The sequence below is a fragment of the Shewanella sp. genome, from assembly GCF_047975355.1.
Classification (GTDB): domain Bacteria; phylum Pseudomonadota; class Gammaproteobacteria; order Enterobacterales; family Shewanellaceae; genus Shewanella.
This window is the reverse complement of the sequence record NZ_JBKEDJ010000097.1, coordinates 1-11,411: the sequence shown is the minus strand read 5'-3', so window position 1 is coordinate 11,411 and position 11,411 is coordinate 1. Positions and strand designations below refer to the sequence as shown.

Genomic DNA, 11,411 nt, shown 5'->3' with positions numbered 1-11,411 from the left:
TCATTAGTTACGCGAAGGGAAAATACCTTCGAGTGCGATAATGAAATTAACTGTCAAATAAGGCTGCCTTACTCCTACAGGCAAACTATTTCCAGTATTTGTAGTGGTACCTGTAAGATGCACGCTTGTGGTGGTATTGACTGGTAGCAAATTAGTATCAGGAGCAGTGGAGCTAAAAGCGTTTAGAGCATTAAGGCCGCTAGCGACCTTTGCAGGAACAGTAGTTGGGCTTGGGGTAGGTGTATTGCCATTCGCAGTCGAAGCGCCAAGTGCCACGCTAACATTGCCCGTCCCAGTCAAATCTACTGCGTGGTTATGTATAGGCATCTGACTAGAGGTGAGAGTAACGGTTTCTTGTCCAGCCATTTCACCTAGAACGTACTGTGATGTGCCTGAACCTTGTCCCTGATGGACGGGCACACGCCCTTGCATGTTCGGTAAAGCAAACGTAGTTTGGCCATTCCCACCATAAGTAGTACCGATTAGTGCAAACAAAGCCTGATTACTTTGAATGGGCAATAACTGCCCATTACAAAACGCCCAACCACGCGGAGCGAAAGTACCAGCGAACATGCGGATTTCTCCAATAAATGGATCTGCCATTGTATTTCTCCTTAAATAACGATTTTGTCTACGTAACTTCTTTCAATGGTTTAATTACTCACGACAATTAATCGACAGCGAGTTCCTTCTGCTGATTACAACATCATCCGCATCACACATAGGGGAGGTTATTATGCAACACAATTAAAACAGCTTAGTTACAACTAAACATATCTGAAAAATCGGCAAACACAATTAAGCAGAAAAAATTTTGTGTAAATTATCAGCCGACGTTTAAGGCCATCGCATTGACTCATAGGTTTCGGAACGGCTTTGAAACTGAAATCCATGCCGTAAATAAAGTGATTTAGCTTGAGTATTTTCACTCTCTACTGATAAATGAACAGGCAACTGACGCTGGCTCGCCTCAAGCTTAACTGTCTCTAATACCGCAGAGCCTAAACCGCGATTTCGCATGCTTGGCGTAATAATAAAATCAACAAGATGAACTCTCTGCTCATTAATATCTAGCATCAGTTTGCCGACCGCTTGTTGCTGATAAAACAAAATGTAGCTGATGGCATTTGGATATTGTTCCCGATAGGAGACTTGTTGCAGCCGATATTGTTGCTCCAACATGTTCTGTGCGACATCAAGGGGTAAACCAAGCTCATAGAAGAAGGTTTTAGTCGAATAAAAAAGCTCTGCCATAAATAGGTTATCGTTTGCGTTGGCAGGCTTAATACTCAAGCCAATTAATGGATTTAACTCAGCTAGCATCATGGTTTTTATCTCGAGCTAAAGGTTGCAACAGTTGCTCATAAGCATTCAATAACAGCTGCCATGAGAGAGTTTGTGATTCATTCACTAGGGTAGATTGGGCGGGTACAATGGGTACAAACAATTGCCCTTGTCGCTTTACATCAAAGTGCCAGTGGCCTTGCCAATGCTCAATATCTTCTGCGGCTAACGGCCATTCTAAAATGGCCGAAAGTGCGCTGGGTTTAAACGCATTTAATTGTTGATAATCCATTAAGATGCAACGACTTGATTGATAAAGTGCAGCAGTTTGCTGGGCAAAACCATGTAACACGCCCATTCGAAATGCATCTACACTAGGCTCACCATGTGTGTTTTCACTAAGCGGCAATGCATGGAGAAATACAGCCTTCACTCGCCCCGCCATATGCATCCCAGCCTCTCGTTGATGCGAAGCCAAAATATCTCTGGGATGGCGCATAAGACATAGCACTCGACTATTAGGGTAGAGTTCTAGCAACATGGGCCAACAAGCTAAATCCCACGCATTCCACTTGATCACTAGCTCACGCTCATCAGGCCTCAAGCGCCCTTGTAGCCTTAAACATAAATCCACCAGCTGTGGTGTTAAGGTCGAAGGCCAAGCATCATGGTGCATCACATCGCTGCAGAGCATAGATTCGGATAACACTCGGCAAGTTTTGAGTAGAGAAAAACTGCTTGAAACCAGTGTTGACCCACAACGAGACCAATGGAAAATCATCAAGTTAGGATTGATAGCGGGCAAACTTTCGCGTTGGGAGAATAAGGGTTCGAGCAAGGTTTGAGGCTGGATAAAACTGGCCAGTAAGCCACGACGAGCATCGCTGATATCGTCCTCCAAGAAAGGTTTTGATAACCGCTTAAAAACCGGAACCCAACTGATTGTTTTGGTTTGAGCATGATAACGAGAAGGAAACCACACTTGGCTGAAGCGTGCTAAATCCGGAATGAACCCTTGTTGCTGCAAGGCAATAAATGCCAGCATCTGCTCTAAATTTAGCTCAGGCCAATTGAGGAAGTCTGCCATCAGAGCAATAAAATGCTCAACATCCTGCGCTTGATGCAGTAAAAACAATGATTCAGGCTGATGCAGCAATTGCCAATAGTGTTGCTGCTGTTCATTAAAATCAATCATTATCTGGCCATTGGATAGAAGTTAATGTACTGCACCATGCGGGGTAACACGCCTCGATTTGGCGTCGGTCCATGGGGCAAGGCATGGTGCCAAATAATTAAATCCCCTGCGTTTGCGGCAATGGGTTTAATAGGCCACTCTTCCCAACGCTGTTGCTGCAACTCAATATCAGTCTTGTTTTGTTCCTGTAGCCAAGCTTCTATTTTGAGGTGAAAACCGGGAACACAGCAAAATGCCCCTTGCTCGGCAGGGGTATCCGTAAGATAAATCAATCCTTGAGTTCCAAATGGCACAGGTAGTTGCAGTGGCATATCCCAATGCATATTTGGGCCAGGAAACTGCCAAGTGGGCGTTTCAGGGGGATTAAAACTCACTCTATCAGTCGTCATCACTAAATCGGTTCGCTGCCATAATTGTTCAAAGGCTTGGCGGATTAGAGGTGCTTGCCGATTGGCATCGAGGATAGGATGACGAAATAACTGCAGCATGATTTTCTGCATCAACTCATGGGACTGATACCAAGTTGATGGATCATTTTCATTCGCGCCAAGCTGTTGCCAAATCACGGCTCGACTCGCCGCGCATTGGGCTTGTGACAACACTTGCGGGATGACTAAATAGCCCTCCCGTTGCCAAAAGGCGAGTTGGGCATCGGTAAGCACTTGAGGTAAAGCGTTACCATAAGCTAACTCGGTATTGCTGCTTTCTGGCTCAGCTTGGGATAAGGCACGCAATCGCTGATTAATACCAACAATATCCGCCGTAGTCAGCTTAGTTTGCCTTTGAACGAAGGCGATAAAATCAGTTTGTTTGTCATATTGATAGAGCGCCTTCATCCCAGGTTCTAATCCAATACCACAAAGATCCAGCAGCGCTTTATCTAGGTTCCATTCTCCCTCTGCAACCTCATTGACCAGTCCACACTTTTGCAACTGAATTTTTTGCCATAGTCGCTGCAAATGATAAATCCCCAAACAACTCAAATCCTCACTGCCAACAAGCGCCAATTTCTGCTGCTGATATTGGAAGATAAAATCGGGATAGGTTCCCAGCTCGTAGCTAAAGTCCACTCGACTCAGTGGTTTAAGCCACAGGGATTTTTTATATTGGGATAGGGTTAATTGTGATTGATTTTCAAGTAATTGATGTTCGCCATAAACCCTGATTTGCGTCGTCAATTTTAGGTTTATGGGTTGAGGATCATAATCGGGTAACAATAAGCTCCCCGCTAACCCACTCCTGTCGCCTTGAGCGAGCAAGCGGGCATGGGCTAAATCGAGACAGAATAAAGGGCCCAAATATATTGGCGGCTGCTCTTTTAGCTCGAGCCACGCATCCAACTCAATCGACTCGGGGATCAAACATCCATCCTCTGCTAAAAAATGCTGTAGATGGCTAAAAATCTGTACCTGCGGTTCCTGTTGCAACAGGTGTTTCATGGTTTCAGAAATAATTAGATCAAAGGCTTGTGTTGATGCTGGCCGCCAACGCGTAGCGTCAGCACAGTTAAGCGCATCGACACGATCCGCTACATCAAAATATGCCAGTAGCTTTTCCACACTCTCCAATGACGCTCGATGAATGTCGAGCAAGGTTACTCGCACTTGCTTAGCCGTAAATAGCGGTAATAAGGCTAAAATTAACCAAGCAAAAGGCCCAGTTCCGGCATAGAGTATGTGCACAGGATGGTTCGAGTTAGCTTTAAGTTTGTCCTGTATTGCGCAATAAATGCCCTGAATAAACACTCTGCTACGCTCGGGATCTTCTGCACATTGCGCCGCAGTTGTTGGAGATACCGCCTTGCCAAAAGGGATCATGCTGGCCTCAGTATCGAGAAACAACGCCGGGTGCAGCTCTAACCCTGTCAATTGGCATAACTGCGCCAGCATTGGATCGATAAGCCGCTTTGCCTCGCCCGCAGAGTGAGATTGCAATAGCGCCTGTGCAAACAGCTTTAATCTCAAGAGCGCATCGCGCTGCCCTGCATCAGGCTTTGATCTTGGCATCATGGATTAGCTCCTTTAACCACAAGTTGACTTCACAATCGATCACCAAATTGATTCTGGCCTCCACACCTTTGTTCGCGACCCAATGGGTTTGGTCGGCATTGATATACCACAGCTCCCCCGCCTGCATAGGCACACGCTTATCGTCCACATAAAAATGCAGTTGTGCGTGGGTTTGAATGGGAAGATGCAATCTTGCTTCGCCTTGCTCTAGGGATAAGCCTTGATCCCTATGGGGTTTGATTTCAGCGCCAGCGTGTAAACGCATTAAACGTACCGATTTAACAGGACAAGCAAGAGATTGAATAAACTGCAGCAGCGCGGGACTCGATTCCAGTGAGGGCAAATTATCCCAATCTGTCGCGGCACTAATGGAAAAGGCCTGCAAAATAGGGTGCGCAACTCGATATTCCTCGGCGCAGCGTAGAGCCAACACATCCCAACCGCCCTGAGAGCCCGCGTGATAATCACGCTGGTTAATGTGTGGTAACCACTCATGCTGCAACAAAGTCGTGAGTTCTTGCTGTAAACTAGTGATATTTGGGGCTTGGGTAAGTAAGGCAAATGAGCAGATATCCATATCCAAGTGTCTCATTTTTAGACAAAAACGAATTAATCAAGCCTAGCACAAAGTGTCATGCTGACAAGATAGGCTAATGAAAACCTCATTCTGAGCCGAGTGAACCACACAGGACATCCCATGTTTGATTGGAAGAAGATTGATACTGTACTGCTCGATATGGACGGCACCCTGCTAGACCTGCACTTTGATAACCATTTTTGGTTGAGTCTGGTACCGCAGGAGCTGAGCAAGCAGCGGGGATTAAGCCAGAGCCAGGCACAACAACTGGTAGAAGAAGCCTACGGCAGAGTCGCGGGCACGCTCGACTGGTATTGCCTCGATTATTGGCAATCCGAGTTACAACTCGACATTATGGGGCTTCACCGCAACTTAGTTGACCGTATTCAGCTGCGCCAAGACAGCATGCCCTTTCTCGATGCCCTCGCCGCCGCGGGTAAAAAACGTATCTTAGTCACCAATGCCCACCCTAAGAGTCTTGCGCTTAAGCTTGAGCACACTGAACTGGCGAGCGGCTTAGATGCGATGATTTCAAGTCATGAAACCGGTTATCCCAAGGAACACCCACAATTTTGGCAAACGCTATTTGAAAAATTCGCCCTAGTGCCAGAGCGCTGCCTGTTTATCGATGATAGCGAGCCTATTTTGAATGCGGCGCGCTTAGCGGGCGTGGGCCATCAGCTCGGGATCAGCAATCCTGATAGCCAAAAGCCCGCTAAGGCCTTCCATGATTTTCCGGCCATTAGCGACTATCGCCTGCTGTTTGCCGATCTGGCGGGTTAATCCTTTAAAACAAAAGGCACCCTAAGGTGCCTTTATCGAATCATTCTCAAGCTTATCTAAGATTAAAGCCCTGGAATACGGCCTTGATAAACCACAGGGAAGTAACCATCGCTGCCACGCTTGCCGAGCATCCCGAGGGATTTACGCATATCTTCTGGCTGTTCGTTGGTTTCTTTAATCTTAGCGGCAACCTTAACCATATTGCCTTCATCTAGCTGTAGCGTGCCGATAATCCCCAACTGGTTTTTGCTCTCATCGGTGGCGATCTGGGCTTTACCCTCAACACAACTTAGCCCCAGTTCGATATTACCCAGTGGATAATTGCCGAATTGGTTCTTCACATTGGTTTGATTTAAAAACAGCTTACCCGATAACTGCTCGCACCAAGGTTTACCTTGTTCTAGAGTTTCGACCAGCAGGCTGACTTCACCATTAATTTCGGTTCTAAAGGGCAGTTTTGCATTGCCAATCAAGAAGCTATCGGGCGCCTCAAAACGCAATCCTTGAGCGCTGATACCGCCCATAGACCAAGTGACGACACCTTTGGCACTCACTGGGGTTGCACGGCTACCCACCTGAAAATCCAGCTTCACTTTACCCAAAAACAACGCCCAAGGGCTCAGCTCCCAGCGTACTTGTTCCAATTGGCGTTGTTGCAGATTTAAGGTTTCGATGCTGCCTGACCAAATACTGCCGCTCACTCCAGAAATCCCCACGTTTGCAGGCAGTGGCGCGAGGCGCACAGCGACACTGGCGGGAAATAACGCCAGCAAAAACACTAAATAAACCAGTACACCTATAATGATTTTTTTTATCAAACTCACAGCTACACCTTAACCTATTGCGCTAGTTGGATACGTCTTACTTTGACATAGCCAGGCGCGTCGGCCTCTGCCAAATCAACACTCTCAAGTGATAGGCCTTTTTTCTGCACTAAGTCACTCAAATAATTCAGTAAGGCATCGAATGGCACATCATCCATCCACACTTGGATTTTATCGCCCTGGGGCTGCATGCGAGTGATTACTAATCCGTAAGTGCCCGCCGTTTGGTTAACGACCGAGCTTAAGCTACCTGACATTGTCGGCTTAGCGCCGCTTTGCTTGAAGCCAGCGATTTTATTCGCCGTTTGCTTTACATAGGTAAGTGTCTGCTGCTGCGCCGTTAGGTTGCGCAGTGCATTGGCTTCGGCATTGGCAATGGGTGTCCAGATGCCCCAGTAAAACACGCCGATCACTAAGAAAACGGCGCCGAATCCAACGATTTGCTGCTCGCGCGATGCAAGCCCTTGCCACCAAGTCCGCAAATTATCCATCTTATTTGCTCCTCAAGGTTAAGGTGCTGGTGACCTGATCTTCACCGCTATTCATCGTACCACCATCCATTTGGAAACGACGGCCGACTATCTCTTTAAACTTCTCAATTTGCGCGTAATTCTTGGCCGTGACTTGCATACGGACTTCATTACGGGCGCTCTCAAATCTTAGGGTGTTTGGTTTCAGCTCTGGCACTTGCTTAAAGGCATCCTGCAACCCAGCCAGCATGGCAAAAAACTCAGCGCCACTACCTTGACCTTGGAGTGAACGCAGTTGGCTCTCCATTTGCGAACGTAAATTCACAATGCGTGTATTCCCCGGCACCACTTGTTTATAAATGTCTTCACTCTGCACCTTCAGATCGGCGATTTGACCATTCACCTGATGAATAGTTAAGCCCTTATTCACCAAGGATAAGACAATGGCAACACCTAACACTATTGCGGCATTTTTCCATTGCAACAGATGCTTACTGTATTCGCGCTTCGGCGTATAAACACCCGTGAGTAAATTGATGGGCGCATGTAAGATGCCGCGCGCCAGCACCAGCATAGGTAAATCGAGTGGTTGCGGCTTAAGTTCAACACCGTCCAGTTCCATCTCAGTGTAACTGGCGACCGACACCTCATCAGTCTGAGCCGTCAGTTGCTTCATCGCCATCGGCAACCAAGGTAAAGGCAGGCTGTGACCCGTTCCTAATCCCGTGCGCAGTAATAACTCGTTACCGAAACGCATGGCCGCCCATTGGCATTCCTGCAATGGCAAGGCGAGACAATCGGGCACAATACGCTTCACTTTTAAACCCGCTTCGGCCAAACAGCTGAGCCAAGTTTGCATTTGTTCATGGGCAACGGCTACCACGCTGAGGGCATCGCCATTGCGTGGGCCAACGGTAAAGTGCATCGCATCCACATCATCGGCGATGGTTTCTTCCAGCATAAAAGGCAGGGCTTTTAAAGCTTGGCGTTGGCCTTTTTCCGGCAGATTCACGCTGGTGAGCGTCATGGCGGAGGCTGGCACCAATACATCGATAGGCCGATTTCCCGCGCGCTCGGTTAAGGTTGATAAACCTTGGGCGTTGGCAAGTTCACCAGAGGCGATAATTTCTTGTTCTTGTTCGGACCAAACCAGCCAAGAGCATGCCTGCTCTGCGGTTCTGCCTAAGCGAATAAATAGCCGTTCACTCACAGTTTTTCTCCACCAGCTTCCATCTTAAAAGATTGAGCTTTTTTGCTATTATTTTTGTCCACCAAACTGACGGGTGAGCACATCCATTTTGTTACCGCTGCTCTTTTTGAGCACGCTCTCCATTCTAAAAATGGCGTTGTCGACCTTAGCGCCCGAGGCGAGAAGGAAGTACTGACTGTCCACCACAAAACTGGACTTCATCGCATCTTCCCATTTAATCGACCCCATCGAGGAGGATTCATAAAAATCATCGATCTTGGCAAAACCATCGCCGGGACGTTGGTTGATAATGCTTTCGGCCTCGCCAACCGAAATCTGATTATCTAGCATGGCCGCCAGCAGCGCCGCTTGCTCAACCTCTATGGTGTTCACGTTTAACAGTTGTCTGTCATTCCCTGGAATGACGCAAATATAAGGCAATAATTTCAGATAAATATCTTGGGTGTAACCTATCACCGCCCGCAACTCACTCCTGTGATTCATCAGGGTATTTGCGGCGCGATATGGCACATTTCGCGCCTCGTACTCGGCATCTTCGGCACCATATGGGCTCGCGACCGTGTCCTCGTCGATATAATCCTTTAAGGTTTGGGTCAGATGATCCGCGGTAAAATCATCCATCCCTAAACTCACTAATAACGCTTTGTATTGCTTTGCCGCTAACGGCAATTTAGGTTGACCGTTTTCCACATCTTTTGTGGTGACGGACAAAGCATTTAAGTTAAAACACGAACGCATATCGGTGATCTTGCCTGCAATCTCACCATATTCAGCCGGAAATACCACGTCGCTCATGGCCCAATATTGTTGCTTGTGTACCCGGCCTTCCGAATCGTCTAAGTCCTGCTTAAGGATCTTTTTCGCCAGCTCTTCGGCGGAAATCGCGTACCAATAGGCCTGATCGTACTGGGCTAAGTTTAAGGTGCGGCGCATCGACAACTGATTACGGCTGGTAATATTGGTGGCGATAATCACCACCATGGCCACAATCAGCAACACCACAATCAGCGCGACGCCACGTTGTTTAGCAGGATTTCGCCTTATCATGCGCCATCCTCATTACCTGGGTCACCTTTGCCGGGATCTTCGTCACCGTTGCCCGAGCCATCACCGTTATTGTCTTGGTCGCCGTTGTCGTCTTTATTGTCATCGGCGTTGTCGTTTTTGTTGTCCTCATCATTGGACTTTTCTGGCGCAGCAGCACCCAAGGGCAACATAAACTTACGTTGAATTTTGCCTAGGCCTTCAATCTCAATTTCCATGGCGATGGCTTTGGGTAACTTGGTCGCTTCGACCTTACGCTCCCATTTGTCCTCCATAAAGAAGGAATACTCGACCGAGAGCACCTTATCGATAATCACAGTCTTCATTGGCTCGGCGCCAAATTCGGGTTCGGGATACGGAAAATACCAACGCTCTAATTTTCCTTCGCGCACCACGTAGGCAACTGACTGTATGCTGCCACGGGGTAATATGCCGTCGGGGTTAAGCCAGCCTAAGCGGTAGAACACTAAGGCCTCTGATTCCGAATCTAAAATATCGTTACCCGTTTGGAAGACTGTGGTACCACGGCCGCCTTCGAGTAATCTGGGTGTCCGCGCCACCATCTGCCCAAGGTCGCGCTCAATGGCGCCAAAGCCCTGCTGCAATGCCTTTAAACGCACCGAGAAGTTACGGGTCACTTCATCGTTGGTCAGCACAGTGCTTAACACCGCATTGGCGGCTAAACCTAACATGGCAAAAATCGCAATCGCGATCAGCATTTCCAGCAGGGTAAATCCCTTATGAGCCTTAGTTTGTTTTAAGGACATAACTGCTCACTTGTGCTGCAATACGCTGATAACGCTCATCTTCACTGACACTAATGCGGATCATGCGAAAGTTATCATCCGTGGTTTTCACCACTTCTTTACGCCAGTACCAATCCTTACCCGCGAGTTCAACCTGCCCTTCTTTTTTGCCTAATTCGGGAAATTGCGGATCGAGTCTGGCATCCACCATTTGATTGTCCGCCACCCATTGGGCAAGAGTACGCGACTCTAGAATCGGCATGTTAGCCATCTGCTCACCCAAGCTTTTGGTAATAGATACGGCGGCGATGGCAAAAACCGCCAAGGCCACAATGACTTCGAGTAGGGTCATACCCTTAGCGTATTTCATCGGGTCGCCCTAGGGTTAAACGGCCAAGGGCATCGCCCACCACTAACACATCGAGTGGCCCCTTGTCGGTCTTGGTCATAAAGCTCAGCTCGAAGGCGCTCATTTCACCACTCGGGAACAGTAAAATCTGCGGCTCTGGGTGCTTTTTCTTATCTTCCGCAGAAGGCTCGATTAAGGGCTCGTCGAACCACGACTCGTCCTTCTCATCCTCCTGCACTAAGGGTAAACCGTCGAGCACCAGATTTAGCACGACGCCTGGTTCCATTTGTTTTTCAGACAGAATCCTGTCCTTCTCCAATGGATTCCATTTACCATCTTTATAATAAACAAACTGATAGCTGGTTTTTTCCACCACGATACCGATAAATTGACCGCTCAATACGGTTTCATCCAGCACTAGCTCTGTGGCGGCGATAAATTGCTGCGCGTTTTTTTCCAGCGCCTGTTGTGGGCCTGAATTGCCAATAGACATAGTCACCGCCGCGGCGGTGAGTCCCATTAACAAAATCACCAGCATCACCTCCATCAAGGTGAAGCCGGCGTGGCGCAGCGTTAACATCTTATTGGAAGTTCTGTAAGTTCCAGTTACCGATATCGTCTTCGGTACCTGGCTGACCATCTGGGCCTGCACTAAAGATATCTAACTTGCTGTTTTCGCCAGGGCTTAACAGTAAGTAGTTATTGCGCCATGGATCCTGTGGTAAACGCTTCACATAGCCTTCTTCACGGTAGTTACGTGGCTCGGGTGAAATTGTTGGTTTTTGCACTAATGCTTCTAAACCTTGTTCAGTCGTTGAATAAACACCGTTATCTAACTTGTACATATCTAAGGCATTTTCGAGCGCCACTATGTCAGATACCGCTTTCTGTTGGTCGGCTTTATCTTTGTTGCCCATCAG

The 11,411-nt window shown here is 47.8% G+C and carries 14 protein-coding genes; 1 reads left to right on the top strand and 13 read right to left on the bottom strand.

Translation table 11 applies throughout. The features are described from left to right. Positions 1 to 3: 3 nt before the first annotated feature. The 5 genes from ACK5NH_RS20075 to ACK5NH_RS20055 form a co-directional block, all read right to left on the bottom strand. Positions 4 to 603 carry a phage tail protein gene (locus ACK5NH_RS20075; protein ID WP_416922934.1) on the bottom strand — a complete coding sequence of 200 codons (600 nt, stop codon included), beginning with the start codon at positions 601 to 603 and terminating at the stop codon, positions 4 to 6. Positions 604 to 837: 234 nt separating this feature from the next. Continuing rightward, positions 838 to 1,326, bottom strand: coding sequence for a GNAT family N-acetyltransferase (locus ACK5NH_RS20070; RefSeq protein WP_416922932.1), 489 nt, complete (start codon positions 1,324 to 1,326; stop codon positions 838 to 840). Then, positions 1,313 to 2,479, bottom strand: coding sequence for a hypothetical protein (locus ACK5NH_RS20065; RefSeq protein ID WP_416922930.1), 1,167 nt, complete (start codon positions 2,477 to 2,479; stop codon positions 1,313 to 1,315). The genes ACK5NH_RS20070 and ACK5NH_RS20065 overlap by 14 nt, the downstream gene beginning before the upstream one ends. Then, positions 2,479 to 4,488, bottom strand: coding sequence for a phytanoyl-CoA dioxygenase family protein (locus ACK5NH_RS20060; RefSeq protein WP_416922928.1), 2,010 nt, complete (start codon positions 4,486 to 4,488; stop codon positions 2,479 to 2,481). Before ACK5NH_RS20060 ends, ACK5NH_RS20065 begins: the two co-directional genes overlap by 1 nt. Further along, positions 4,466 to 5,065 carry an aspartyl/asparaginyl beta-hydroxylase domain-containing protein gene (locus ACK5NH_RS20055; protein WP_416922926.1) on the bottom strand — a complete coding sequence of 200 codons (600 nt, stop codon included), beginning with the start codon at positions 5,063 to 5,065 and terminating at the stop codon, positions 4,466 to 4,468. Before ACK5NH_RS20055 ends, ACK5NH_RS20060 begins: the two co-directional genes overlap by 23 nt. Positions 5,066 to 5,185: 120 nt before the next feature. On the opposite strand from ACK5NH_RS20055, the gene yrfG reads away from it, so the two are divergent. Next, on the top strand, positions 5,186 to 5,848 hold the full coding sequence (gene yrfG / locus ACK5NH_RS20050) for a GMP/IMP nucleotidase (protein ID WP_011624784.1): 663 nt from the start codon (positions 5,186 to 5,188) through the stop codon (positions 5,846 to 5,848). Positions 5,849 to 5,910: 62 nt separating this feature from the next. Here the strand turns inward: yrfG and ACK5NH_RS20045 are convergent, their stop codons facing one another. From ACK5NH_RS20045 to gspG, 8 genes are all read right to left on the bottom strand, one after another. Further along, positions 5,911 to 6,672: a type II secretion system protein N gene (locus tag ACK5NH_RS20045; RefSeq protein WP_416922924.1), complete on the bottom strand. Its 762-nt coding sequence runs from the start codon at positions 6,670 to 6,672 to the stop codon at positions 5,911 to 5,913. A gap of 14 nt (positions 6,673 to 6,686) precedes the next feature. Further along, complete coding sequence (locus tag ACK5NH_RS20040) at positions 6,687 to 7,163, bottom strand: type II secretion system protein M (RefSeq protein ID WP_416922922.1); 477 nt, start codon at positions 7,161 to 7,163, stop codon at positions 6,687 to 6,689. A gap of 1 nt (position 7,164) precedes the next feature. Next, the gene (gspL, locus tag ACK5NH_RS20035) at positions 7,165 to 8,352 is read right to left on the bottom strand and encodes a type II secretion system protein GspL (RefSeq protein WP_416922920.1); all 1,188 of its coding nucleotides are present in this window, start codon (positions 8,350 to 8,352) and stop codon (positions 7,165 to 7,167) included. Between the two features lie 48 nt (positions 8,353 to 8,400). Beyond that, positions 8,401 to 9,399: a type II secretion system minor pseudopilin GspK gene (gspK, locus tag ACK5NH_RS20030; RefSeq protein ID WP_330081402.1), complete on the bottom strand. Its 999-nt coding sequence runs from the start codon at positions 9,397 to 9,399 to the stop codon at positions 8,401 to 8,403. Then, complete coding sequence (gene gspJ, locus ACK5NH_RS20025) at positions 9,396 to 10,163, bottom strand: type II secretion system minor pseudopilin GspJ (protein WP_416922918.1); 768 nt, start codon at positions 10,161 to 10,163, stop codon at positions 9,396 to 9,398. Before gspJ ends, gspK begins: the two co-directional genes overlap by 4 nt. Further along, the gene (gene gspI, locus ACK5NH_RS20020) at positions 10,144 to 10,512 is read right to left on the bottom strand and encodes a type II secretion system minor pseudopilin GspI (protein ID WP_011715428.1); all 369 of its coding nucleotides are present in this window, start codon (positions 10,510 to 10,512) and stop codon (positions 10,144 to 10,146) included. Before gspI ends, gspJ begins: the two co-directional genes overlap by 20 nt. Further along, a complete protein-coding gene (gspH, locus tag ACK5NH_RS20015; RefSeq protein WP_089066681.1) occupies positions 10,499 to 11,071 on the bottom strand; it encodes a type II secretion system minor pseudopilin GspH in 573 nt (190 codons plus the stop codon). Before gspH ends, gspI begins: the two co-directional genes overlap by 14 nt. A 1-nt stretch (position 11,072) precedes the next feature. Then, positions 11,073 to 11,411: type II secretion system major pseudopilin GspG (gspG, locus tag ACK5NH_RS20010; RefSeq protein WP_416922915.1), on the bottom strand; the 339-nt coding region annotated here is incomplete at its 5' end.